The organism is Lysobacter terrestris (assembly GCF_014489475.1).
In the GTDB taxonomy this organism is placed as follows: Bacteria; Pseudomonadota; Gammaproteobacteria; order Xanthomonadales; family Xanthomonadaceae; genus Agrilutibacter; species Agrilutibacter terrestris.
Genome location: NZ_CP060820.1, coordinates 43,437 through 69,156 on the forward strand (window position 1 = coordinate 43,437; position 25,720 = coordinate 69,156).

Genomic DNA, 25,720 nt, shown 5'->3' on the forward strand with positions numbered 1-25,720 from the left:
GGTGAATTATAGGAAATGGCACCCGCCAGCGGTTCGATGGACGCCTCCGCGCGCCGCCCGCACAATGGCAGGCCTCGACCTGCCCCGGACACCCGATGCGTACATTTGCCGCTGCCACGCTGCTGTTTCTCGCCGGTTCTTCCATCGTCAACGCGGCCGAACCGGCGAAAGCGGCCACCCCGTCGGGCGACGCCTCGGTGAGGCAGCTCCTGGACCGGCTGGAATACAAGTACGACGTGGACGAGGAAGGCGACTTCCGCCTGACCTTCGGCCTGGACGAGAAGGACGACGGTCGCAGCCAGCTCGTGTTCGTACGCTCGCCGGTGGAAACCTACGGCGCGCACCAGGTGCGCGAGATCTGGTCGCCCGCCTACCTGGCGACGAGCGACGAATTCCCGGCCAAGGTCGCCAACCGCCTGCTCGAGGCGTCGCACGAGAGCAAGCTGGGGAGCTGGGCCAAGCAGGGCCGTTACGCGGTGTTCGTGGTCAAGCTGCGTGCCGACGCGACGGCTGCCGAACTCGATGACGCCGTCGAGGCCGCCCTGCGCTCCGCCGACGAGATGGAGCAGGAGCTGACGCCCGGCAAGGACGAGTTCTGAGCGCATGGCAGGCCTGCCCGACGCCCATGACGCCAACCCCGCGAACCTGACCCGATGACCTACCGCCAAGGCCGCTTCTGGCAACCCGACGTGACCGTTGCGACGGTCGTGGTCGACGACGGCCGCCTGCTCATGGTGGAAGAGACGGCCAGTGGCCGCCTGGTGCTCAACCAGCCGGCGGGACACCTCGAACCCGACGAAAGCCTGGTCGCCGCCGCCCTGCGCGAGACGCTGGAGGAAACCGGCTGGGACGTGCGCCTGACCGCCTTCGTCGGCGCCTACCAGTGGAAGGCGCCGGAGACGGGGCGTCACTACCTGCGCTTCGCCTTCGCCGCCGAACCGCTCCGCCATCACCCCGGCCGCCCGCTCGATGAGGGCATCGTCCGGGCGCTGTGGCTCACGCCCGGCGAACTGCAGGCGGAAGCCGCGCGCCACCGCAGCCCGCTGGTGTGGCGGGTGGTGTCTGACTTCCTCGCCGGCCGGCGCCAGCCCCTGGAAATCCTGCAGCACCTGGAATGAGCACGGCACGCACCATCGTGGGCATGTCGGGTGGCGTGGATTCGTCCGTAGCCGCCCTGCGCCTGCGCGACGCCGGCGAACCGATCGCCGGCCTTTTCATGCAGAACTGGGCCGACGACGGCAGCGGCGACTGCCGCGCCGAGGACGACCGCCGCGACGCCGTCGCGGTCTGCGGCCGCCTAGGCATCCCCGTGCACTTCCGCGACTTCTCCCGCGAATACTGGGACGGGGTGTTCGCGCACTTCCTCGCCGAATACGCCGCGGGCCGCACGCCGAACCCGGACGTGCTGTGCAACCGCGAAATCAAGTTCAAGTATTTCCTCGACGCGGCGCACGAGCTGGGCGCGGAATACATCGCGACCGGCCATTACGCGCGCGTCGCGCACGAGGGCGGCCAGGCCCGGCTGCTGAAGGCCGCCGACCGCAGCAAGGACCAGAGCTACTTCCTGCATCAGCTCGGCCAGAAGCAGTTGTCGGCGACCCGCTTCCCGCTCGGCGAGATTCTTAAGAGCGACGTACGCGCCATCGCCCGCGACGCCGGCCTGCAGACCCACGCCAAGAAGGATTCCACCGGCATCTGCTTCATCGGCGAGCGCGACTTCCGCGAATTCCTCGCCCGCTACCTGCCCGCCCGCACCGGCGAGATGCGCACGCCCGAAGGCCATAGCCTCGGCGAGCACGCCGGCGTCTTCTACTTCACGCTCGGACAGCGCGAAGGACTGAACATCGGCGGCGTGCGCGGCTTCGAGCCGGCGCCCTGGTACGTGGTCGGCAAGGACGTGGCGAGCAACGTGCTGTACGTCGACCAGGGCGTGGACAGCCCGTACCTGTACTCGCGCGCGTTGCGCTCGGAAGCCGCGCACTGGATCGCCGGCGCCCCGCCCTCCCCGCGTTTCCAGTGCCACGCGCAGACGCGCTACCGCCAGCCGGACCAGGCGTGCGAAGTGATCGTGCGCGACGACGGCACGATGGACGTCCATTTCTCCGAACCGCAACGCGCGGTCACCCCCGGGCAATCCCTCGTGCTCTACGACGGCGATGTCTGCCTCGGCGGCGCCGTGATCGCCTCCACCGACGCCGCGCTGGAACAGCGCCTCCGGGAACACGCTGCATGACCGACCGTCTCGATCCGATGTCCGACCGCATGCTCGCCCTCGCCGGGCTGGTACAGGCGCTGGCACAGGTACGGCGCATCGCCGATACCGGGCAGGCCCACGCGGACGTGCTGGTGACGGCGCTCGATTCGGTGTTCCGCATCGACGCCACCGATGCCGCGGACGTCTACGGCGGTGAGCGCGCGGTCCGCACCGGCCTGATGCTGCTGCGCGACTACTTCAACGGCGCGATGCCCGACGAACAACTGCCGCGCCTTGCGCTCGCGGTGATCCAGCTCGAACGCCGCTTCGTCCGCGACGAGGACATGGTCGAACGCGTGCTCACCGGCATCCGTGCGCTGGACGAAGCCGCGCAGCGCCTGGGCGCGTCGCACCCCGACGTGCTCACGGCGCTGGGATTGCTGTACGCGGACACGCTCAGCCACCTGCGCCCGCGCGTCCTCGTGCAGGGCAACCCGCACTACCTCGGGCAGGCCGCCGTCGTGGCCGAGGTGCGCGCCGTGCTGCTGTCGGCCGTGCGCTCGGCGGTGCTGTGGCGACAGTTGGGCGGCAGCCTGTGGGACTTCCTGCTGCGCAAGCGGGCGATGGGGCATGTGGTGGACGAGTTGCTGGCCTGACGCCGCGCCACGCCCCTCGATTCGCGCCCTCGCGACGCAAAGAAAAAGCCCCGGCATGCCGGGGCTTTTCTTCATGCAGCCGTTGCGCCGATCAGGCCGCAGCGACCTTGTCCGCCACTTCGCGGTATTCCTCGATCTGGTCGAAGTTCATGTAGCGGTAGATCTCGGCACCCTGGGTGTTGATGACGCCGATGTCCGCCATGTACTCCTCGCGGGTCGGGATGCGTCCCAGGCGCGAGCAGATCGCGGCGAGTTCCGCCGAACCCAGGTACACGTTGGTGTTGCGGCCCAGGCGGTTCGGGAAGTTGCGGGTCGAGGTCGAGAACACCGTCGCACCCTCACGCGCCTGCGCCTGGTTGCCCATGCACAGCGAGCAGCCCGGCATTTCCATGCGCGCACCGGCGGTGCCGAAGGTGCCGTAATGGCCTTCCTTCGTCAGCTCCGAGGCATCCATCTTGGTCGGCGGTGCGACCCACAGGCGGGTCGGGATGTCGCGCTTGCCTTCCAGCAGCTTCGCAGCCGCGCGGAAGTGGCCGATGTTGGTCATGCACGAGCCGATGAACACTTCATCGATCTTGGCGCCGGCCACGTCGGACAGCGTCTTCACGTCGTCCGGATCGTTCGGGCAGGCGAGGATCGGCTCGACGATTTCGTTGAGGTCGATGTCGATGACCGCGGCGTACTCGGCATCCGCATCGCCTTCCAGCAGCTGCGGGTTGGCCAGCCACGCTTCCATCGCCTTGATGCGACGCTGCAGCGAGCGCGGATCGGCGTAGCCTTCGGCGATCATCCACTTCAGCAGCGTGATGTTGCTGTTGATGTATTCGATGATCGGCGCCTTGTCCAAATGCACCGTGCAACCGGCGGCCGAACGTTCGGCCGAAGCGTCGGACAGCTCGAACGCCTGCTCCACCTTCAGCTGCGGCAGGCCTTCGATCTCGAGGATGCGGCCGGAGAAGATGTTCTTCTTGCCCTGCTTGGCGACGGTCAGCAGGCCCTGCTTGATCGCGGCCAGCGGGATCGCGTTGACGAGGTCACGCAGGGTGACGCCCGGCTGCATTTCGCCCTTGAAGCGGACGAGCACCGATTCCGGCATGTCCAGCGGCATCACGCCGGTGGCCGCGGCGAACGCGACCAGGCCCGAACCGGCCGGGAACGAGATACCCACCGGGAAACGCGTGTGCGAGTCGCCGCCGGTGCCGACCGTGTCGGGCAGCAGCATGCGGTTGAGCCAGCTGTGGATCACGCCGTCGCCCGGGCGCAGCGCGATGCCGCCGCGATTGCTGATGAAGGCCGGCAGCTCGTGGTGCGTCTTGACGTCGACCGGCTTCGGGTAGGCGGCGGTGTGGCAGAACGACTGCATGACGAGGTCGGCCGAGAAGCCCAGGCACGCCAGGTCCTTCAGTTCGTCGCGCGTCATCGGACCGGTGGTGTCCTGCGAGCCCACCGAGGTCATCTTCGGTTCGCAGTAGGTGCCCGGACGGATGCCCTGGCCTTCGGCCAGACCGCAGGCGCGGCCGACCATCTTCTGCGCCAGCGAATAACCCTTGCCGGTGTCGGCCGGATTCTGCGGCAGGCGGAACAGCGTTGATGCCGGCAGGCCCAGCGCTTCACGCGCCTTCGCGGTGAGGCCGCGGCCGACGATCAACGGAATGCGGCCACCGGCACGCACTTCGTCGAACAGCACGTCGGACTTCACCGCGAACTCGGCGATGACCTGGCCGTCCTTGATCGCCTTGCCGTCGTACGGACGCAGCTCGACCATGTCGCCCATGTTCATCTGCGACACGTCGAGTTCGATCGGCAGCGCGCCGGCGTCTTCCATGGTGTTGTAGAAGATCGGCGCGATCTTCGAACCCAGGCACACGCCGCCGAAGCGCTTGTTCGGAATGAACGGAATGTCTTCGCCGGTGAACCACAGCACCGAGTTGGTGGCGGACTTGCGGCTGGAACCGGTACCCACGACGTCGCCGACGTAAGCCACCAGGTGGCCCTTGTCCTTCAGCGATTCGATGAAGGCGACCGGACCGCGCTTGCCGTCTTCTTCCGGGGTGATGCCGTCACGGGCGTTCTTCAGCATCGCCAGCGCGTGCAGCGGGATGTCCGGACGCGTGGTGGCATCGGGGGCCGGCGACAGGTCGTCGGTGTTGGTTTCGCCGGTCACCTTGAAGACGGTGATGGTCATGCTGGCCGGGACTTCCGGCTTGCTGGTGAACCATTCGGCATCGGCCCAGCTCTGCAGCACGGCCTTGGCGTTGGCGTTGCCCTTCTCGGCCTTTTCCTGCACGTCGTGGAAGGCGTCGAACATCAGCAGCGTGTGCTTGAGCGCGTTCGCGGCGACGGCGCCGACCTGGGCGTCGTCCAGCAGTTCGACCAGCGGATGGATGTTGTAGCCGCCGAGCATTGTGCCCAGCAGTTCGGTGGCGCGCTCGCGCGAGATCAGCGCGTTCTTCTCGGTGCCGAACGCGACGGCAGCCAGGTACGAGGCCTTGACCTTGGCGGCGTCATCGACGCCGGCCGGGACGCGGTTGGTGATCAGGTCCAGCAGGAACTGTTCTTCGCCAGCCGGCGGGTTCTTCAGAAGTTCGATGACGTCGGCGGTCTGTTGCGCGGTCAGCGGCAGGGGCGGAATGCCCAGCGCGGCGCGTTCGGCGACGTGTTGGCGGTAAGCAGCAAGCATCAGGAACTCCATGTGTGGCGGTGTTGAAAAGGTTTTCTGGTCAAAGCCGGGTACTCAAGCAGTCGGAACGATCAGCTTGAGTCCCTTGAAATACTGTTTGTAGAAGGCGTCGTCGCGGGTAATCAGGCCGTCGCACTGCAGCAGTGCGTGCGCACCGACCAGGAAGTCCGGCAGCGTCCGCGCCTGTGCCCCGCCCCGCTGGCGGTAACGGCGCTGCATCTCACCCGCGCGCAGCGCCGACTTGGATTCGATGGAACTGAAGCGGATGCTCATTTCCTCCAGCACCGCCAACGCCTCGGCGCCGTCATGCAGCGCGCTGCAGACTTCGGCCAGGGCGACATCGCAGATCACTACGGGGCCGTTGCTCAGGGATTGGCGCAGGCACGCTTCGGCGGCGTCGGCCTGCGGGCCGTCGGCCAGCAGGTCGATCAGCACCGAGGCGTCGATGGCGATCGTGGTGCCGCTCACGCCTCACCCGGTTCTTCGGGTTGGCCCGGTTCGCCCGGCGCGCGGATCGCCCGCATCGCCTGGTCGGTGGAGTCGAAGCCATCGAGCCTGAAGCGGCCGCGTGCGCGGGACACGGCGTCGTCCACGCTCTTGCGCAGGACGATGCGGTTGCCTTCCAGTTCCACCTTGAGCAGCGTGCCCTTGGTCAGGCCCAGCGCGTCACGCACTGCCTTGGGCAGGGTGATCTGCCCTCGTTCGGCGACGGTGGCTTCCATGGACTGGCTCCCGTTCGGTATGCATGAATTTTACATACCTGTCGATTCATACTCAAACGCCGGAGCGCCGAACTGCGACCGGCGTTTCGGCGGCGCTTGGCGCCAGTCACACACGTCACATTTTTGAATTATTTTCTTTAATAACAATGCTTTGCGTGACATTCTGAAACACTGCGGCCAAACTATTCACACGGCCTGCGCCTGAACCGCTCCGACATGTTCATAATCGTCGCGTCATGCCGTACGGCCCCGTCCTGCGGCAGGCGTGCCAGCCCCAGAGGCGCCCCACCTCGCCAGCCGCACCAGAACAAGGAGCCCCCTCATGTCGTTCGACTCCTTCGCCACCCGCGCCCAGCTCGCGGTCAACGGCAAGTCCTACACCTACTTCAGCCTGCCCGAGCTCGGGAAGCGCTTCGACCTGTCGAAGCTGCCGTACTCGATGAAGATCCTGCTCGAGAACCTGTTGCGCCACGAAGACGGCGGCATGACGGTCGGCAAGGAACACATCGAAGCCGTCGCGCAGTGGGATGCGAAGAAGGAACCGGATACCGAGATCGCCTTCATGCCGGCGCGCGTGGTGTTGCAGGACTTCACCGGCGTGCCCTGTGTGGTCGACCTGGCGGCGATGCGCGACGCGGTGGCGAAACTCGGCGGCAGTGCGAAGCAGATCAACCCGCTGATTCCGTCGGAACTGGTGATCGACCACTCGGTGCAGGTCGACGTGTTCGGCCGCGCCGACGCGCTGGAGCTCAACGGCAAGATCGAGTTCGAGCGCAACAAGGAGCGTTACAGCTTCCTGCGCTGGGGCCAGAAAGCGCTGCAGAACTTCAAGGTGGTGCCGCCGAACACCGGCATCGTGCACCAGGTTAACCTGGAGAACCTGGCGCGCGTGGTGATGGAACGTGAGGTCGACGGCGCACTGCAGGCGTTCCCCGACACCGTCTTCGGCACCGACTCGCACACCACCATGATCAACGGCATCGGCGTGCTCGGCTGGGGCGTGGGCGGCATCGAAGCTGAGGCGGCGATGCTGGGCCAGCCCTCGTCGATGCTGATTCCGCAGGTGGTCGGCTTCAAGCTCACCGGCAGGTTGCCGGAAGGCACGACCGCAACCGATCTCGTGCTCACCGTCACCCAGATGCTGCGTGCGCTGGGCGTGGTCGGCAAGTTCGTCGAGTTCTACGGCGACGGCCTGCAGCACTTGCCGCTGGCCGATCGCGCCACCATCGCCAACATGGCGCCCGAATACGGTGCGACCTGCGGCATCTTCCCCATCGATGCCGAGGCGCTGAACTACCTGCGCCTTTCCGGCCGCAGCAACGAACAGATCGCACTGGTCGAGGCCTATGCCAAGGTGCAGGGTCTGTGGCACGAACCCGGCTCGCCGCACGCTAATTACTCCGCGACGCTCGAACTCGACCTCGGCGACGTCAAGCCGTCGCTGGCCGGCCCCAAGCGCCCACAGGACCGCGTGCTGCTGGAGGCGGTGCAGGACAACTTCCTCGTCAACCTCGAAGGCCTGACCGCCAACCGCAAGCCGCGCCGCGAATCGGTCGAACGCCTGATCGGCGAAGGCGGCGACCAGCCGCAGGCCGAGCACCTCGCGGCGAAGCCCAAGTCGAAGATCCGCATCAAGGACCAGGACGCCGACCTGCACGACGGCTCGGTGGTGATCGCGGCGATCACCTCGTGCACCAACACCTCGAACCCGGCGGTGATGCTCGGCGCGGGGCTGCTCGCGCGCAACGCGGTGAAGCTGGGCTTGAAGGCGAAGCCGTGGGTAAAGACCTCGCTCGGCCCGGGCTCGCTGGTGGTGACCGACTACCTGAAGAAGGCCGGCGTGCTCGCCGACCTGGAAAAGCTCGGCTTCTACGTGGTCGGCTACGGCTGCACCACCTGCATCGGCAACTCCGGCCCGCTGCCGGACGAAGTGTCCAAGGGCATCGCGGAGAACGAACTCGTCGTGGCGTCGGTGCTGTCGGGCAACCGCAACTTCGAGGGCCGCGTGCATCCCGAGGTGAAGATGAACTACCTCGCGTCGCCGCCGCTGGTGGTGGCCTACGCGCTGGCGGGCACGGTCGATATCGATCTCACCAACGATCCGATCGGCCACACGGCCGACGGCAAGGATGTCTTCCTGCGCGACATCTGGCCAAGCAACAAGGAAATCGGCGACGTGATTTCCGCGACGGTCGGTCCGGAGCTGTTCGCGCAGAACTACGCCGACGTGTTCAAGGGCGATTCGCGCTGGAACCAGATCGCCTCGCCTGAAGGCGAATCCTTCCGGTGGGACGCTGCGTCGACCTACATCAAGAACCCGCCCTACTTCGACAACATGACCATGCAGGTCGGCACGATCGACGACGTGCATGGCGCGCGCGTGATGGGCCTGTTCGGTGACTCGATCACCACCGACCACATCTCGCCGGCAGGCAACATCAAGAAGGACTCGCCCGCGGGCCGCTACCTGATCGAGCGCGGCGTGCAGCCGGCCGACTTCAACAGCTATGGCTCGCGCCGCGGCAACGACGACGTGATGGTGCGCGGCACCTTCGCCAACATCCGCATCAAGAACCTGATGCTCGGCGGCGAGGAAGGCGGCAACACGCTCTACCACGGCGCGCACGGTGCGACCGAGAAGCTGTCGATCTACGACGCCGCCATGCGCTACCGGGCCGACGGCGTGCCGCTGGTGGTGTTCGCCGGCAAGGAGTACGGCACCGGCTCCTCGCGCGACTGGGCGGCCAAGGGCACGAACCTGCTGGGCGTGAAGGCCGTGGTCGCCGAGAGCTTCGAGCGCATCCACCGCTCCAACCTGGTCGGCATGGGCGTGCTGCCGCTGGCCTTCGGCGACGGCCAGAACGCGCAGAAGCTGGGGCTGGACGGCTCGGAAACCATCGACATCACGGGGCTCGCCGACGGCGCATCGAAGACGGCGACGGTCACGGCGCGCAAGCCGGACGGTCGCGAGATCCGCTTCGAGGCGAAGGTGCTGCTGCTGACGCCGAAGGAAGTCGAGTACTTCCGCCACGGCGGCATCCTGCATTACGTGCTGCGGCAGCTGGCGGCGCGGAAGGCCGCGTAACCGCTTCGGAGCGAGCAGAAGCCCGCCCTCGCTATACGCGAGGGCGCTCAGCAGCGCACGCGGCAATGCCGCGTGGTCGCGCCGCTTCGCCCACCACGGTGGCATCCTGCATTACGTGCTGCGGCAACTGGCGGCGCGGAAGGCCGCGTAACGGCTTCGGAACCGATGCAAGGCGCCCTCGCTACACCGAGGGCGTCCAACTAGCGTCTTTCTCAGAGCCTCGGTTTCCAGCTCGCATTGACCAGGCGCCAGTCGCCGTCCACTTCGCGCCAGCCGGTTTCGACGTCGTAGACCTGACCACTGTCCGGCAGCGCGCCGCTGCCGCCGGTCAACGCCGCGGTGAAGCGCACGGTGGCCTGCTCCGCGCGCAACTCGACCTCCAGCGGCCCGATCGTCACGCCCACGTCGCGGTAGCGCAGGAACGCCCCCTGCGCCATACGGCGTGCGCCGTCGCGGTCCAGGCCGTCCGGGCCGACGAAATCCTCCGCCATCACCTCGCGCAACGCCGACACGTCGCGCCCTTCGATCGCTGCCTGCAGGCCGGATACGGTTTCGCGCAACCTGGCCTCTGGCGGCGTGCGCGCACACGCCGCCAGCGCCATGAAAAGCAGGCACAACGCCACTCGAACCCCCGCGCGCATCGCCTTGGCCATGTGGCCTCCGTCTCGAATATGAGACCCAGCGTACGGCAGCGCCGCGCCCTCCCGCACCTGCCTTGCCAGCCCATAGTGCCTATGCTCCAATCGACCGGAACGACCGTACGGCGGCGCATTCGCAGGCCGTCGGCGCACTGACAACTGCAGACAGCAAGCCAATTCGAACAGGCGCGATTCAAACAAGCGCAATTCGGACGGGCGCGACAAAGGGGATCGCGATGAGCAATGAACGTCCGTGGCTGGCCGAGTACCCGCAAGGCGTGCCGGCGGAAATCGATGTCAACGAATTTCCGTCCGTGGTCTCGGTACTCGAGAAAGCCATCGACACGTATCGCGACCGCCCCGCCTTCGCCAACCTGGGCAAGGTGCTGACCTACGGCGAGATCGACCGCCTCAGCAAGCAGTTCGCCGCCTACCTGCTGGGCGAGCTGGGCCTCAAGAAGGGCGATCGCGTCGCGATCATGATGCCCAACTGCCTGCAGTACCCGATCGCCATTTTCGGCACGCTGCGCGCTGGCCTGACCGTGGTCAACGTCAATCCGATGTACACCGCCCGCGAGCTCAAGCACCAGCTCGTCGATTCGGGCTCGACTGCGCTCGTGGTCCTCGACAACTTCGGCCACACCGTCCAGGAAGTGATCGCCGATACGCCGGTGAAGCAGGTGATCGCCACCGGCCTGGGCGACATGCTCGGCTTCCCGAAGGGTGCGATCGTCAACTTCGTGCTGCGCCACGTGAAGAAGATGGTGCCGGACTACGAGATTCCCGGCGCCGTGCGTTTCCGCGACACGCTGGTCATCGGCCAGCTCAAGTCGTTGCCGGCGGTGCAGATCGCCGCGGACGACATCGCCTTCCTGCAGTACACCGGCGGCACCACCGGCGTGTCCAAGGGCGCGATGCTCACCCATCGCAACCTCGTCGCCAACATGCAGCAGGCGGCCGCGTGGGTCGGCACCAACGTGAAGCTCGGCGAAGAAGTCATCATCACCGCGTTGCCGCTGTACCACATCTTCGCGTTGACGGCGAACTGCCTGGTCTTCATGAAGTTCGGTGGCCTGAACTACATGATCACCAACCCGCGCGACATGCCGGGCTTCGTCAAGGAACTGAAGAAGGTCCCGTTCACCGCGATCACCGGCGTCAACACGCTGTTCAACGGCCTGCTCAACACGCCCGGTTTCGACCAGGTGGACTTCTCCCGCCTGCACCTCACCCTCGGTGGCGGCATGGCGGTGCAGCGCGCCGTGGCCGACCGCTGGAAGCAGGCCACCGGCGTCACCCTGGTGGAGGCGTACGGCCTTACCGAGACCTCGCCCGCCGCCTGCATCAACCCGATGGACCTGAAGGCCTACAACGGCGCCATCGGCCTGCCGATTCCGTCGACCCAGGCCTGCGTGAAGGACGAGGACGGCCGCATGCTCGCCACCGGCGAAGTCGGTGAGCTGTGCATCAAGGGCCCGCAGGTCATGAAGGGCTATTGGCAGCGCCCGGAAGAAACCGCCAAGGTCCTCGACGGCGACGGCTGGCTGCACACCGGCGACATGGCGAAGATGGACGACAAGGGTTATTTCTACATCGTCGACCGCAAGAAGGACATGATCCTGGTGTCGGGCTTCAACGTGTATCCGAACGAGGTCGAGGACGTGATCGCGATGATGCCGGGCGTGCTGGAAGTCGCCGCGGTGGGCGTGCCGGACGAGAAGTCGGGCGAAGCGGTGAAGGTCGTGATCGTGAAGAAGGACCCTGCCCTCACCGCCGAACAAGTGAAGGCGCACGCGCGCGAGAACCTCACCGGCTACAAGCATCCCAAGTACGTCGAATTCCGCACCGAGCTGCCGAAGACGAACGTCGGCAAGATCCTGCGCCGTGAACTGCGGGACGCGCCGACCAAGGCCTGAACTGCACCGAATCTGGCGATACCGGCGCCCGCAAGGCCTAGGCCTTGCGGGCGCTTCGTTTTAGGCGCATAGAATCCGCCGTCGGACGCAATTCACCAACCCCATTGCCGTCCATAGACGCGACCGGCCCCGGACGGCACCCCTTCGGAGGATTCGCCATGTCAGCCGTTCACCCGTTCCCACGTCCCGACACCGGTCACACCCTGCGCGTGATCGAAGAGCCTGGACGCGATGTCTACTGGTGCCACATGCACGCCGATGCCGTCCCCGGACAGCGCGCCTGCTTCGCCCGCCAGCTGGTCGACGACATCCTCGACTACCAGCGAAGCCTGGGCGGCCGGCTGCGCGCCCGCGCGACCACCGACTCCGTGCCGCATGTCGTGCTGGCTTCGGACGGGGACGCGTTCAACCTCGGCGGCGATCTCGAACTGTTCTGCCGTCTCATCCGCGCCGGCGACCGCCAAGGCCTGCTCGACTACGCGCGCCAGTGCGTGCGTGGCGTCCACGCGTTCCACGACGGCTTGGGTGCCGGGGCGCACAGCATCGCGCTGGTACAGGGCGATGCACTCGGCGGCGGCTTCGAGGCGGCATTGAGCTGCCATACCATCGTGGCCGAGGAAGGCGCGCTGATGGGGCTGCCAGAGGTGCTGTTCGACCTGTTCCCGGGCATGGGTGCCTATTCGTTCCTGTGCAAGCGGATCCCGCCGCACCAGGCCGAGAAGCTGATGCTCGAGGGCAACGTCTACACCAGCGAGGAGATGTACCAGAAGGGTCTGGTCGACGTGCTCGTTCCGCGCGGCGAAGGCATTGCCGCGGTCGAAGACGTCATCCGCGCCAACCGCCGCATCCCGCATGCCCGCGCCGCGATGCACCAGGTGCGCGGCTTCGCCCAGGCGGTGTCGCTGGAAGAGATGATGCGGATCACCGAAATCTGGGTCGACACGGCACTGCAGCTGGGGGACAAGTCGCTTCGGACCATGGATCGCCTGGTCCGCGCGCAGACCCGCCGCAGCAGCACTGCCATGGCCTGATCGGCAGGGGAAAAGCCGAAGGGGAATCGGGCCCGGCCATAGGCGCCGGGCTTGGGCCTGCCCATTGGCAGGCCTCGAAGGGGCGGCTTACTTGGGGCTAGTCCGCCTGGCCGCTGTCGCGTTGCCGGCGCTCGCGCTGGCGGGCTTCCAGCGCCGCACGCCCCTGCTGCAGCATGCCGTCGATATCGTCGCGCCGGCGCCGCCATTCGTTGCCGAGCTGCCAGTCCGGCAACCGCATCAGTTCGCCGCCCGCGGCCGCCAACCGGATCAGGCCGAGGTTGCTCGCCACGCCCTTGAGCGCGTGCGCCTGCTCGCGCTGGCGCTCCCAATCCTTCGCTTCGCCCGCGCTGGTGAGCCCGGCCAGGCATCCGTCCGCGTCGCGCAGGCACTGCCCGATGAATTCGCGCTCGAAGCCCTCGCCCATGCCGAGCGCATCGAGTTCGTCCAGCACCGAACTGTCGAAGATGCCGCCGTCGATGCGCGGTTCCTCGTCGCGCACGGCGATCAGCGGCGCGGCCAGGCGACCGTTGGTGGCGATCTCCGCCAGCGCATCGAGCAAGCGAGTGGTGGACACCGGCTTGGACAGGAACGCGCGCGCCCCGGCCTGCTGGCAGGCCTGGATCGATTCCGGCGTCACGTCCGCGCTGAGGATCAGCAACGGCGTCCGGTTCGGGCTGCCCGCCTGCATCACCCGCATCTGCCGCAGCAGGTCGAGGCCGCTGACATCGGGCATGTGCAGGTCGCAGATCACCGCGTCGTAGTCGAACGCGGCAACCGCCTCCAGCACCGCTTCGCCGCCGTCGACGCTGGTGATGCGATGCCCCGCCTTCTCCAGCAGGCGCTGCAGGACCGTGCGGTTGGCGGCATGGTCGTCGGCGATCAGGATCGCCAGGCTGCGCACGCGCGCCCGGTGGCGCAGGAAGGGATCGCCGAACGAGATGATGTTCTTCGACTGGCCGGTGGCCTCCCCGCCCTCGCCGGCTGCAGCACCCGGCGCCACGGCCGGGGCGACCACGGGCGGGAGGCCGAACGGCAACTCGACCCAGAACCGGGTGCCGCGCTGTTCGGCGCTCTCGAAACCGATGCTGCCGCCCATGGCCTCGGTCAGGCCCTTGGCGATGGTGGTCCCCAGCCCGGTGCCGCCGTAGCGGCGCGCCAGCCCGGCGTCGGCCTGCTCGAAGGCCTCGAACAGGCGTTGCCGCATCGACTCGGGAATACCGATGCCGGTGTCGCTGACGGTGAACCGCAGCCGGATCTGCTCGGCCGTGCGCGTGACCACTTCGACCTGCAGCTTCACCGAGCCCTGGTCGGTGAATTTCACCGCGTTGCCGATGAGGTTGATCAGCACCTGGCGCAGGTGCCCGGCGTCGCCGATCACGCCCTCGGGCACGTCCTTGGCGACGTCGGCCTGGTAGCTGAGCTGCTTGGCACGCGCCTGCGGCAGCAGGATCAGGCCGATGTTGGTGATGGCGTCCCGCACCTGGAATTCGCGCAGGTCGAGCTTGAGCTTGCCCGCCTCGATCGCCGAGATGTCCAGCACGTCCTCGACCAGCGCCAACAGGCTGCGGGTGGAGGCCTGGATGGTGTTCACGGCCTCGCGCTGCTCGGTGTCCAGGCGCGTGGCCGCCAGCACTTCCGACATGCCCGCCAGGCCGTTGAGCGGCGTGCGGAATTCGTGGCTCATGTTGGCGAGGAAACGGCTCTTGGCCTCGTTGGCGCGGCGCGCCTCGTCGACGGCACTGGTCAACTGACGCAGCAGCGAATCGAAGTACAGCGGCACCGCCGCCAGCCCCAGCAACAGGCCCCAGGACAGGTACGGATTGCCCTTCCAGTACGAGGAGAGCTGGATCACGGCGAAGAACGACACCGACGCCAGCGCCGTGGCCGCACGCAGGTAGCGGTGGCCGTAACGCATGCCGTTGCCGATGGTGACCCACAGGTACACGGCGTAGAGCGGCGAAGCCGGCTCGCCCTGGATGCACATGATCCAGCCCATCGCCGTGTAATCGGTGAGCATCCCGATCCAGCGACGCAGCGCGGAACTGCCGGGTTGCAGCACGATCGCCACCAGCAGGCCCACGGCCACCGCGAGCTCGCCGACCAGGATCAGCCAGGTCTGGCGCAGGGTGTCGTCGCTGTCGAGGAACAGGAACCGCCAGCCCAGGTAGGCGGTGAACAGCGCGGTGATGACGATGCGGATGATGTCCTGCGCGTGTTCGCTGTCCGGGCGCCCGGACAGGCGTTCCTTCAGCGATTGCAGGAGGTGGGACATCGACCTACTCCGTGCCGGGACGCCGTGATATTCGGGAATAGCGCTGGCAAATGTCTTCGAGCCGTTCGCGGCTGCGCATCAGGGCATCCACGCAGCGCGGGTCAAAGTGCCGGCCGCGCTGGGAGAACAGGTAGCCCAGCGCCGCGTCCAGGTCCCAGGCCTCTTTGTAGGGGCGCGGGGAAATCAGGGCGTCGAACACGTCGGCGACCGCGACGATCCGTGCCTCCAGCGGGATCTCATCGCCCACCAGCCCGTCCGGGTAGCCCGAGCCATCGTAGCGTTCGTGGTGGCGCAGCGCGATCACGGCGCCGGTCTGGATGAAGCGGTTCTGGCTGCCGCTGAGGAGTTCGTGGCCGATGCGCGGGTGCTGGCGCATGACCGCGACCTCGTCCTCGGTCAGCGGACCGGGCTTGAGCAGCACCGAATCGGGAATCGCGATCTTGCCCACGTCGTGCAGGGGCGCGGCCATCTCGACCATGCGGGCTTCGTCCTCGGACAGCCCCATCTGCTCGGCGATCAGCCCGGCCACGTGCGACATGCGCTCGAGCCAGGCACTGGTGCCGGCATCGCGGTACTCGATGGCGCGCGCGAGCCGGTGCAGGGTCTCGCGTTCGCGCTCCTCCACCTCGTGCATGCTCGCCAGCAGGCGCTGTTCCAGCGACATGGCGCGCTGCTTCACGTTCTCCGACTGCTGGCGCAGCTGCAGCAGGTTGCGGCAGCGGGCGCGCAATTCGCGCGGGCGCACCGGCTTCACCAGGAAGTCGATGACGCCGGCGTCGAGCGCGGCCTGGCGGATGGGTTCGTCGCCCACCACGGTGACCAGGATGATGGGGATGTCGCGGTGCAGCGGTGCGCGGCGGAAACGGCGGGCGAATTCCAGGCCATCGATGCCGGGCATGCGGTAGTCGAGCAGGAGCAGGTCCGGCTGGTTGGCTTCGCACCAATCCAGCGCCGCGGCGGGTTCGCCGAAGTCGTGCACCCGCAACTCGGAGGCAATGTCTTCGATGATGTGGCGCAGCATGGTCCGCGCCGAAGTCTGGTCATCGACTATTACGACATCCACGCATTTTCCCTCTTGTGGCCGGCGCCGCATCCCTGGCTGTTGCGCGGAGCATAACGCGGCTCAACCGGCGCTGCGCAATGGCCCGGGACGGCTGGATTCATGCCGGATTCCGCGTCAAGGGCCTGTCAGGGTTTCGCAACTCAGGCTTCGGGGCGCATGTACGGGAACAGCAGCACGTCGCGGATCGAGGCCGAGCCGGTCATCAGCATCACCAGGCGATCGATGCCGATGCCCAGCCCACCGGTGGGGGGCAAGCCGACTTCCAGGGCACGGATGTAGTCCGCGTCGAAGTGCATGGCCTCGTCGTCGCCGCCCTCCTTCGCCTCGACCTGGGCCTGGAAGCGCGCCGCCTGGTCCTCCGGATCGTTCAGCTCGGAGAAGCCGTTGGCCAGCTCCTTGCCGTTGACGAACAGCTCGAAGCGGTCGGTGATGCCCTTCTCGGCATCGCTCTCGCGCGCCAGCGGCGAGACTTCGACCGGATAGTGGGTGATGAAGGTCGGCTGCTCCAGCTTGCCTTCGACCGTCTTCTCGAAGATCTCCAGCAGCAGCTTGCCCCAGCCGTAACCGGGCTTCACCGGAATGTGCAGGCGCGCGCAATGGGCGGCGAGCGCGGCGCGGTCGCGGCAATCGGCGACGCTGATCTCCGGGTTCTTCTCGCGCACCGCTTCGTCCAGGCGCCAGCGGCGGAAGGCAGGGCCCACGTCGATGGTCGCGCCGTCCCACTCCATCACCGTGGTGCCAAGCACTTCACGGGCAACGTCGCGGATCAGGTTCTCGGTCAGGTCCATGATCTCGTTGTACGTGGCGTAGGCCTCGTACAGCTCGAGCATGGTGAATTCCGGGTTGTGGCGCGTGGACACGCCCTCGTTGCGGAAGTTGCGGTTGATCTCGTAGACGCGCTCGAGGCCGCCGACGGTCAGGCGCTTGAGGTACAGCTCGGGCGCCACGCGCAGGAACAACTGCAGGTCGAGCGCGTTGTGGTGGGTGACGAACGGTTTGGCCGCGGCGCCGCCGGGGATGTAATGCATCATCGGCGTCTCGACTTCGAGGAAGCGCCGCGAGTCGAGCCACGCGCGCATGGCGCGGATGATGCGCGAACGCTTGACGAAGACCTCGCGCGATTCCGGCGAGACGATCAGGTCGACGTAGCGCTGGCGGTAGCGCTGCTCCACGTCGGCCAGGCCATGGAACTTGTCCGGCAACGGACGCAGCGACTTGGTCAGTAGGCGCAGGCGATCGGCGCGCACCGACAGTTCGCCGGTCTTGGTGCGGGTCAGTACGCCTTCGGCACCGACGATGTCGCCGGCGTCCCAGCCCTTGAACGCCTCGTAGGTGTCGCCGAGGTTGTTGGCCTGCAGGAACAGCTGGATGCGTCCGGACTCGTCCTGGATCTGCACGAAGCTGGCCTTGCCCATCACCCGCTTGAGCAGGATGCGGCCGGCGACGACGACGCGCGGGGCGTCGCCCTCCAGCGCCTCGGCGGTCCACTTGTCGGCGTCCTCGTACCGCGCCTGCAAGTCCCCGGCATAGTCGGCGCGGCGGAAGTCGTTGGGGAACGCCACGCCCTGCCCGCGCAGGGCCGCGAGTTTCGCGCGACGTTCGGCGATCAGGAAGTTCTCGTCGGCGGGCGTCGGGGCGGCGGGCGTGTCGGTCATGGATGTTCGCGCTGTGGGTTGCGTGGTCGTTCGTCGTGGGAACGGCGTTGTGGCGGATGGGCGGGATGACGCAGCTTACGCCGCGTCAGTCCGTTTCGAGCCGGCTTCCAGGCCGGCCTTGAGGCTGGCTTCGACGAACTCGTCGAGGTCGCCGTCGAGCACCTTCTGCGTGTCGCTGCGTTCGATGCCGGTGCGCAGGTCCTTGATGCGGCTCTGGTCGAGCACGTAGTTGCGGATCTGGCTGCCCCAGCCGATGTCGGACTTGGTGGCTTCCACCGCATCGCGCTCGGCGTTGCGCTTCTGGATTTCCAGCTCGTACAGCTTGGCGGCGAGCATCTTCATCGCATTGTCGCGGTTCTGGTGCTGGCTGCGGCCGGTCTGGCAGGCCACGACAATACCGCTCGGGATGTGGGTGATACGCACCGCCGACTCGGTCTTGTTGACGTGCTGGCCGCCGGCGCCCGAGGAGCGGTACACGTCGGTGCGCAGATCGGCCGGGTTGATCTCGATGTCGATGTTGTCGTCGACTTCCGGCGACACGAACACCGAGGTGAAGCTGGTGTGGCGGCGGTTGTCGGAGTCGAACGGCGACTTGCGCACCAGGCGGTGCACGCCGGTCTCGGTCTTGAGCCAGCCGTAGGCGAAGTCGCCCTCGACGCGCAGCGTGGCCGACTTGATGCCGGCAACGTCGCCGCCGCTGGCTTCCATCAGCTCGGTCTTCCAGCCGCGCGACTCGCACCAGCGCAGGTACATGCGCAGCAGGATTTCGGCCCAATCCTGGGCTTCGGTGCCGCCGGCGCCCGCCTGGATGTCGACGAAGGCATTGGACGAATCCATCTTGCCGGAGAACATGCGCTGGAATTCCAGCTTCTCGACGTCCTTGGCGTAGCGCTCGACGTCGTCGACGACCGCAAGCGCGGTGCTTTCGTCGTCCTCCATCTCGGCCAGCTCCAGCAGCTCGTGGCCGCCGACGAGGCCGTCGGTGAGGTCGCGGATGCCGTTCACGACCTTCTCGAGCTGCGAGCGTTCGCGGCCCAGGGTCTGCGCGTATTCGGCGTTGTTCCAGATGTCGGGGCTTTCCAGCTCCCGGTTCACTTCTTCGAGACGTTCGACCTTGTGGTCGTAGTCAAAGATACCCCCTAAGCGAATCCAGCCGGCCACGGAGGTCGGCGATGCGCTGGCGGACGGGATTGAGCTCGATCATGGTGCGAAGGCTTGCTGCGAAAGACCGGGAATTGTAGGGCGGGTCTCGACCCGCCGCTATGGTTCGCGAGGATGTGCACGCACTGAGCGCCTCGAACGGCGGGCCAGGGCCCGCCCTACGCGGGCTCGCGATGGACCACGACGAGCTGCACCGCGTCGCCGCCACGGTAGTCGTCGGGCTCCAGCCGATAGGCGATGCGCACGCGCCCGCGCGGCGCCACGCCCTCCCAGCCGCCGAAATGGATGGCATTGAGGCGCAGCCCGGCGTGCCCCAGCTCCAATTTCAGGTGCCGTTCGCCGAGCACGCGCGTGCCCAGCACTTCGAACTCGCCGTCGAACTGGGGCTCGGGGAAGCCCTGCCCCCAGGGACCCGCGTCGCGCAGCAGTTCGGCGTGGCGGCGGTTCAACTCGCCCGATTGCAGTTCGCCGTCGCTGACGACTTCGGCCTCGAGCAGCTCCGGAGTGAGCCAGCGCTCCGCACATTGCGCGAACGCGCGCTCGAACGCCGGCAACGACGCCGCCGGCAACGACAAACCGGCCGCCATGGCGTGGCCACCGAACCGCTCGATCAGGCCGGGGTGACGCGCGGCGACGTCGGCAAGCGCATCGCGCATGTGGAAGCCGGCGATCGAGCGCGCCGAGCCGCGCAGGCGGTCGCTGCCGGGCTCGGCCGGCGCGAAGGCGATGACCGGGCGATGCAGGCGCTCCTTCATCTTCGACGCCACCAGTCCGACCACGCCCGGATGCCATTGATCGTCGTAGAAGCAGAACGCGCTGCGATTCGCCGCGGTGTCATCCAGCGACACGACGGCGAGCGCGCGTTCCGCCTCGTCGGTCATCTGCTGCTGGACCGCGCGACGCTCGCCGTTGATCTCGTTGAGCGTAGTCGCGATATCGCGTGCGCGCGGGAGGTCATCGACCAGCAGGCACTCGATGCCCAACGCCATGTCCTCGAGGCGACCCGCGGCGTTGATGCGTGGCCCGACCGCGTAGCCGATGTCGGCCGCGGTCAGGCGCGAGGCATCGCGTTGCGAAACCTCGATCAGGGCGCGCAAGCCCGCGCAGCCCTGCCCCGCGCGCAGCCGACGCAGGCCGGCGCCCACGAGGGCGCGATTGTTCGTGTCCAGCGGGACCAGGTCGGCGACGGTGCCGACCGCCACCAGGTCGAGCAGTTGCGTAAGGTCCGGAACCGCGTCGGCGAAGTGCCCCGCCTCGCGCAGGTGCCGGCGCAAGGCGAGCAGCACGTAGAACATGACGCCGACGCCGGCGAGCGCCTTGCTGGGGAAGCGGTCGCCGCGCTGGTTGGGGTCGACGATCACGTCGGCGGGCGGCAACGACTCGCCCGGCAGGTGGTGGTCAGTGACGAGCACTTTCCAGCCGCGCTGCTTCGCCGCTTCGATACCGGCGTGGCAGGCGATGCCGTGGTCGACGGTGACCAGCAGGTCGGGCTTGAGCGCTGCGAGTTCTTCCACCAGCGATGGCGACAGGCCGTAGCCATGCACGATCCGGTTGGGCACGGCGTAGGACACGTGCCGGGCCCCGAGCAGGCGCAGGCCGCGCACGCCGACCGCGCAGGCCGTCGCGCCATCGCAGTCGAAGTCGCCGACGACGACGATGTGGCGATCGGCCGCCATGGCTTCGGACAGCAACGCGACCGCACCGTCCATGCCATCGAGCAGGTCGGGCGGAAGCAGGCTGGCGAGCTTCGGCTGCGCCTGTTCCATGCCGGTGGCGCCACGGGCGGCATACAGCCGTGCCAGCAGCGCCGGGAAGTTGTCGGGCCAGGCCGAGACATCGGCCGACGCGCGTCGAACCAGTCGCGGTGCGGCCTTCATGCGGCGATCGCGCGCAGGGGGCGGCGCCAGAAACGCCAGCGTTGGCTGGCGCGCAACGTGAAGCGCACGCCGTCGGCGAAATCCAGGGCGGCGCTTTCGAGTACGCCCGATCGCAGGTCGCGCAGCAACGGTTCGAGCCATTGCGATTGCAGCGGGGCGAGGTCGCGCACGTGGCGCAGGTCGAACAGCCGGTCACCGGCGCCCATGCCCCATTGCGACGGCAGCGGCAGGCTGTCCGCGTTCGCCATTGCGGCGAAGGCCTGGAACGCGTCGTCATCACTGAGGATGGCGGTGCAGCGCGTGGTGACGTGGTCCGGCAGCACGCCGGCGCCCCAGAACCACAGCGAATTCACCGGCGGCTTGCCCGCTGCCGCACGCTGCGCGTTGACCGGATGATTGTGCAGCACGACCTGCGCCTCGCTCAGCAACGAGCGCCAGCGCCGACCTTCCGGGCCATCCGGCAGGTGTTCGAACAGGTCCGCGCCCAAGGCTTCGTCTGGACCGGTGAACGTCGGCAGCCGCGCCTCGCGCGGCAAGCGCAGGTACCAGCGCGACGGCGTCGGTGCATCGATCGGAAAACCCGTATCGCCGAACAACGGCCGCAGCGGGCGCAGCAGCTCGCTTGTTTCCTCGCGGCTCAGCGCCAGCGCCTCGCCCCAGGCCAGCAGCCGGGCGCCGTTGATGTCGGGGCGTACGTACGCGGGATCGGCGCGAAGCCAGGCGCCGAGCGGTGCATCGCCCGCATCGCGCTGCCGCGTGACCGCCGCGACCGGCCAGCCACGCGGAAGGATGTCGAACACGCGTGCGCGCTGCTCGCCGCCGACCGTCTCGCGATCGGCGCGGCCCAATGCCTTGGCCACGTCGGCGGTGAGGCGCTGGCCGCCGAAGCGCTCGCGCGGCGGCAACAGCAGGGTTGCCGAGGCCATGGCGCGATCAGCCCTGGTAGCTGACGCCGACGATTTCGTATTCGCGGGTGCCGCCGGGCGCCTCGATCGTGATCGTGTCGCCCTCGTGCTTGCCGATAAGCGCACGCGCCACCGGCGAGGAGATCGCGATCAGGCCCTGCTTGATGTCGGCCTCCAGGTCACCCACGATCTGGTAGGTCTTCTCTTCGTCGGTGTCGGCATCGGCCAGCTCGACGGTGGCGCCGAACACGACGCGCGAGCCGGCATTGAGCGACGACACATCGATCACCTGCGCATGCGACAGTTCGGCTTCCAGCTGCTTGATGCGGCCTTCGATGAAGCCCTGCTGCTCGCGGGCGGCGTGGTACTCGGCGTTTTCCTTGAGGTCGCCGTGCGCACGCGCTTCGGCGATCGCGGCGATCACGGCCGGGCGCTTGACCGACTTGAGTTCGTCCAGTTCGGTGCGCAGGCGTTGCGCGCCTTTCATGGTGATGGGAGCTCGCATTTCTTCTTGTCCAATGCCGGCCGCACGTCCTGCGGCCTTGATGAAGCCGATTCTGTCTCAGATCGCCCGACGCGTCATCCCGGCATTCCGGGATGACGCGCGGAATCTCAAGCAGCGCCGTTCACTTCCGCGTGAAGTTCCTGCAACGACCAGACCGGACCGGTGCCGCGGTAGTCGAGCGAATTCACCAGCGCTCGCGCACCCGACACCGTGGTCGAGTAGGTCACGCGCTGCTGCAGGGCTTCGCGACGGATCGAGAACGAGTCGTTGATGGCCTGGCGGCCCTCGGTGGTGTTGACGATGTAGACCAGCTCGCCGTTCTTGATCAGGTCGACGACGTGCGGACGGCCTTCGGCCACCTTGTTGATGCGTTCGCACACCAGCCCTTGCTGGGTCAGGAACGCGTGGGTGCCTTCGGTCGCCACCAGCGTGTAGCCGCGCTTGACCAGGTCCTGCGCCACCGGCAGCACGCGCTGCTTGTCCGGATCGCGCACGGAGATGAAGACCTTGCCGGTCGCCGGCAGTGCCTTGATGCCGCCGGCTTCCTGCGCGCGCGCCATCGCCGCGCCGAAGTTGCGGCCCACGCCCATGACTTCGCCGGTCGAACGCATTTCCGGGCCGAGGATCGGATCCACGCCCTGGAACTTGGCGAACGGGAAGATCGCTTCCTTGACCGAGTAGTAGTCCGGAATGATTTCCTTGGTGGCGCCCTGCTCCGCCAGGGTCTGGCCGACCATGCAGCGCGCCGCGATCTTCGCCAGCGCCATGCCCGTGGCCTTGGACACGAACGGCACGGTACGCGAAGCGCGCGGGTTCACTTCGATCAGGTAGACGGTGTCGTTGCCCTGCTCGTCGAAGGTGACGGCGAACTGGGTGTTCATCAGACCGACGACGTTGAGCGCCTTGGCCAGCGCCACGACCTGGGCGCGCAGCTTTTCCTGCACTTCCTTCGACAACGAGTACGGGGGCAACGAGCACGAGGAGTCGCCCGAATGCACGCCGGCTTCCTCGATGTGCTCCATCACGCCGCCGATCAGCACGTTGCCGTCCTTGTCGGCGATCACGTCGACGTCGCATTCCACGGCGTTGTCGAGGAAGCGGTCGAGCAGCACCGGCGAGTCGTTCGACACCTTCACCGCATCGCGGATGTAACGGGTCAGATCGGCGTCGGAATGGACGACTTCCATCGCGCGACCGCCGAGCACGTAGCTCGGGCGCACGACCAGCGGGTAGCCGATCTGCGAGGCCAGCAGCAGCGCCTCTTCCGGATTGCGTGCCGTGCGGTTGAGCGGCTGGGCCAGGCCCAGGTCTTGCACCAGCTTCTGGAAGCGCTCGCGGTCTTCGGCCAGGTCGATCGAATCCGGCGACGTGCCGATGATCGGCACACCGTTGGCTTCGAGCGCGCGCGCCAGCTTGAGCGGGGTCTGGCCACCGTACTGCACGATCACGCCCTTGGGCTTCTCGAGGTCGGCGATTTCCAGCACGTCTTCGAGCGTCAGCGGCTCGAAGTACAGGCGGTCGGAGGTGTCGTAGTCGGTCGACACGGTCTCCGGGTTGCAGTTGACCATGATGGTTTCATAGCCGTCTTCGCGCAGGGCGAGCGCGGCATGCACGCAGCAGTAGTCGAACTCGATGCCCTGGCCGATGCGGTTGGGACCGCCGCCGAGCACGATGATCTTGTTGCGGTCGGTCGGCTGCGCCTCGCACTCGTCCTCGTAGGTCGAATACAGGTAGGCCGTGCTGGTCGCGAATTCGGCTGCGCAGGAGTCGACGCGCTTGTATACCGGACGCACCTTGAGCGCGCGGCGCAGCGTGCGCACGGCGGTTTCGTCGGTGCCGGTGAGCTGGGCCAGGCGTGCGTCGGAGAAGCCCATGCGCTTGAGCGCGCGCATGCGCTTGGTATCGAGCGAACCCAGGCCGTCGGCGGCGACTTCCTTCTCGGTCGCGATGATTTCCTCGATCTGGTCGAGGAACCACGGATCGACGAACGACAGCGCATGCACGTCCTCGACGCTCATGCCGGCGCGGAAGGCATCGCCGATGTGGAACATGCGCTCCGGGCCCGGCTCCTTCAGCTCACGCTTGAGCGTCGCTAGACCGTCCTGGCTGGCCAGATCCAGACCGGTGGGGTCGAGACCGACCTTGCCGGTTTCCAGGCCGCGCAGGGCCTTCTGCAGCGACTCCTGGAAGGTGCGGCCCATCGCCATCACCTCGCCCACCGACTTCATCTGCGTGGTCAGGCGCGCGTCGGCCTGGGGGAACTTCTCGAACGCGAAGCGCGGGATCTTGGTGACGACGTAGTCGATGGTCGGCTCGAACGACGCCGGGGTCTTGCCGCCGGTGATCTCGTTGCGCAGCTCGTCCAGCGTGTAGCCGACGGCCAGCTTCGCCGCGATCTTGGCGATCGGGAAGCCGGTGGCTTTCGAGGCCAGCGCCGACGAACGCGACACGCGCGGATTCATTTCGATGACGACGACGCGGCCGTTCTTGGCATTGATGCCGAACTGCACGTTGGAACCGCCAGTGTCGACGCCGATCTTGCGCAGCACTGCGATCGAAGCATCGCGCAGGCGCTGGTATTCCTTGTCGGTCAGGGTCTGCGCCGGGGCGACGGTGATCGAGTCGCCGGTGTGCACACCCATCGCGTCGAAGTTCTCGATCGAGCAGACGATGATGCAGTTGTCCGCCTTGTCGCGGACCACTTCCATCTCGAATTCCTTCCAGCCCAGCACCGATTCCTCGACCAGCACTTCGGTGGTCGGCGACAGCTCGAGGCCGCGGTTGACGATCTCGATCAGCTCTTCGCGGTTGTAGGCGATGCCGCCGCCGCTGCCGCCGAGGGTGAACGACGGGCGGATGATGGTCGGGTAGCCCACGCGGGTCTGGATATCGAGCGCTTCCTCCAGCGTGTGCGCGACTTCGGCCTTCGGGCACTCCAGGCCGATTTCCTTCATCGCGACGCGGAACAGCTCGCGGTCTTCGGCCATGCGGATAGCGTCGCGCGAAGCGCCGATCAGTTCGACGTTGTATTTCTCCAGCACGCCGTTGTCGGCGAGATCGAGTGCGCAGTTAAGAGCCGTCTGGCCGCCCATGGTCGGCAGCAGCGCGTCCGGCTTTTCCTTGGCGATGATCTTCTCGACCGTCTGCCAGTTGATCGGCTCGATGTACACGGCGTCGGCCATGTTCGGGTCGGTCATGATCGTCGCCGGGTTGCTGTTGACCAGCACCACGCGGTAGCCCTCGTCACGCAGGGCCTTGCATGCCTGGGCGCCGGAGTAGTCGAACTCGCAGGCCTGGCCGATCACGATAGGACCGGCGCCGATGATCATTACGGTCTTGATGTCGGTGCGCTTGGGCATG

Annotated in this window: 18 protein-coding genes and 1 pseudogene; 7 read left to right on the forward strand and 12 right to left on the reverse strand. The window is 67.3% G+C overall.

Annotated features, from left to right (window positions below; genetic code table 11):
- Positions 1–95 precede the first annotated feature (95 nt).
- The 4 genes from H8B22_RS00210 to H8B22_RS00225 are packed head-to-tail and all read left to right on the forward strand — an operon-like array spanning position 96 to position 2,850.
- Positions 96–599, forward strand: coding sequence for a type III secretion system chaperone family protein (locus H8B22_RS00210; RefSeq protein WP_187712169.1), 504 nt, complete (start codon positions 96–98; stop codon positions 597–599).
- Between the two features lie 54 nt (positions 600–653).
- On the forward strand, positions 654–1,118 hold the full coding sequence (locus H8B22_RS00215; protein ID WP_187712170.1) for an NUDIX hydrolase: 465 nt from the start codon (positions 654–656) through the stop codon (positions 1,116–1,118).
- Entirely contained in the window at positions 1,115–2,233 is a 1,119-nt protein-coding gene (mnmA, locus tag H8B22_RS00220) for a tRNA 2-thiouridine(34) synthase MnmA (RefSeq protein WP_187712171.1), read from the forward strand. The genes H8B22_RS00215 and mnmA overlap by 4 nt, the downstream gene beginning before the upstream one ends.
- A 17-nt stretch (positions 2,234–2,250) precedes the next feature.
- On the forward strand, positions 2,251–2,850 hold the full coding sequence (locus H8B22_RS00225; protein ID WP_407060859.1) for a DUF489 family protein: 600 nt from the start codon (positions 2,251–2,253) through the stop codon (positions 2,848–2,850).
- Positions 2,851–2,941: 91 nt separating this feature from the next.
- On the opposite strand, the gene acnB is transcribed toward H8B22_RS00225, so the two are convergent.
- Genes acnB through H8B22_RS00240 form a run of 3 tightly spaced genes read right to left on the reverse strand, consistent with a single transcriptional unit; the run spans position 2,942 to position 6,252 of the window.
- Positions 2,942–5,530, reverse strand: coding sequence for a bifunctional aconitate hydratase 2/2-methylisocitrate dehydratase (acnB, locus tag H8B22_RS00230; protein ID WP_187712173.1), 2,589 nt, complete (start codon positions 5,528–5,530; stop codon positions 2,942–2,944).
- A gap of 54 nt (positions 5,531–5,584) precedes the next feature.
- Positions 5,585–5,998: a type II toxin-antitoxin system VapC family toxin gene (locus H8B22_RS00235; protein WP_225876225.1), complete on the reverse strand. Its 414-nt coding sequence runs from the start codon at positions 5,996–5,998 to the stop codon at positions 5,585–5,587.
- Entirely contained in the window at positions 5,995–6,252 is a 258-nt protein-coding gene (locus H8B22_RS00240) for an AbrB/MazE/SpoVT family DNA-binding domain-containing protein (protein ID WP_187712174.1), read from the reverse strand. The genes H8B22_RS00235 and H8B22_RS00240 overlap by 4 nt, the downstream gene beginning before the upstream one ends.
- A 322-nt stretch (positions 6,253–6,574) precedes the next feature.
- Between H8B22_RS00240 and acnA the strand changes: the two are divergent.
- Positions 6,575–9,262: pseudogene (gene acnA / locus H8B22_RS00245) on the forward strand (aconitate hydratase AcnA); the annotation flags it as partial.
- A 287-nt stretch (positions 9,263–9,549) separates the two neighbouring features.
- Here acnA and H8B22_RS00250 read toward each other — a convergent pair.
- A complete protein-coding gene (locus tag H8B22_RS00250) occupies positions 9,550–9,990 on the reverse strand; it encodes a nuclear transport factor 2 family protein (RefSeq protein WP_187712176.1) in 441 nt (146 codons plus the stop codon).
- A 221-nt stretch (positions 9,991–10,211) separates the two neighbouring features.
- On the opposite strand from H8B22_RS00250, the gene H8B22_RS00255 reads away from it, so the two are divergent.
- Positions 10,212–11,891: a long-chain fatty acid--CoA ligase gene (locus tag H8B22_RS00255; RefSeq protein ID WP_187712177.1), complete on the forward strand. Its 1,680-nt coding sequence runs from the start codon at positions 10,212–10,214 to the stop codon at positions 11,889–11,891.
- A 158-nt stretch (positions 11,892–12,049) separates the two neighbouring features.
- Entirely contained in the window at positions 12,050–12,922 is an 873-nt protein-coding gene (locus tag H8B22_RS00260; RefSeq protein ID WP_187712178.1) for a crotonase/enoyl-CoA hydratase family protein, read from the forward strand.
- A 97-nt stretch (positions 12,923–13,019) separates the two neighbouring features.
- Here the strand turns inward: H8B22_RS00260 and H8B22_RS00265 are convergent, their stop codons facing one another.
- The 8 genes from H8B22_RS00265 to carB all read right to left on the reverse strand — a co-directional run bounded on the left by H8B22_RS00265 (position 13,020) and on the right by carB (position 25,719).
- A complete protein-coding gene (locus tag H8B22_RS00265; protein ID WP_187712179.1) occupies positions 13,020–15,194 on the reverse strand; it encodes an ATP-binding protein in 2,175 nt (724 codons plus the stop codon).
- 4 nt (positions 15,195–15,198) lie between these two features.
- Positions 15,199–16,287, reverse strand: coding sequence for a response regulator (locus tag H8B22_RS00270; protein WP_187712180.1), 1,089 nt, complete (start codon positions 16,285–16,287; stop codon positions 15,199–15,201).
- 110 nt (positions 16,288–16,397) lie between these two features.
- Positions 16,398–17,912, reverse strand: coding sequence for a lysine--tRNA ligase (lysS, locus tag H8B22_RS00275; protein ID WP_187712181.1), 1,515 nt, complete (start codon positions 17,910–17,912; stop codon positions 16,398–16,400).
- A 75-nt stretch (positions 17,913–17,987) separates the two neighbouring features.
- A protein-coding gene (gene prfB, locus H8B22_RS00280) for a peptide chain release factor 2 (RefSeq protein ID WP_187712182.1) occupies positions 17,988–19,116 on the reverse strand; the annotation gives its coding sequence in 2 pieces (ribosomal slippage) (positions 17,988–19,040 and positions 19,042–19,116; 1,128 coding nt in all).
- Between the two features lie 115 nt (positions 19,117–19,231).
- Entirely contained in the window at positions 19,232–20,950 is a 1,719-nt protein-coding gene (gene recJ, locus H8B22_RS00285; RefSeq protein WP_187712183.1) for a single-stranded-DNA-specific exonuclease RecJ, read from the reverse strand.
- Positions 20,947–21,876 carry a phosphoglycerate mutase gene (locus H8B22_RS00290; protein ID WP_187712184.1) on the reverse strand — a complete coding sequence of 310 codons (930 nt, stop codon included), beginning with the start codon at positions 21,874–21,876 and terminating at the stop codon, positions 20,947–20,949. The genes recJ and H8B22_RS00290 overlap by 4 nt, the downstream gene beginning before the upstream one ends.
- 7 nt (positions 21,877–21,883) lie before the next feature.
- Positions 21,884–22,360 carry a transcription elongation factor GreA gene (gene greA / locus H8B22_RS00295; RefSeq protein ID WP_187712185.1) on the reverse strand — a complete coding sequence of 159 codons (477 nt, stop codon included), beginning with the start codon at positions 22,358–22,360 and terminating at the stop codon, positions 21,884–21,886.
- A gap of 107 nt (positions 22,361–22,467) precedes the next feature.
- A complete protein-coding gene (carB, locus tag H8B22_RS00300; RefSeq protein ID WP_187712186.1) occupies positions 22,468–25,719 on the reverse strand; it encodes a carbamoyl-phosphate synthase large subunit in 3,252 nt (1,083 codons plus the stop codon).
- Between the last annotated feature and the right edge of the window lies 1 nt (position 25,720).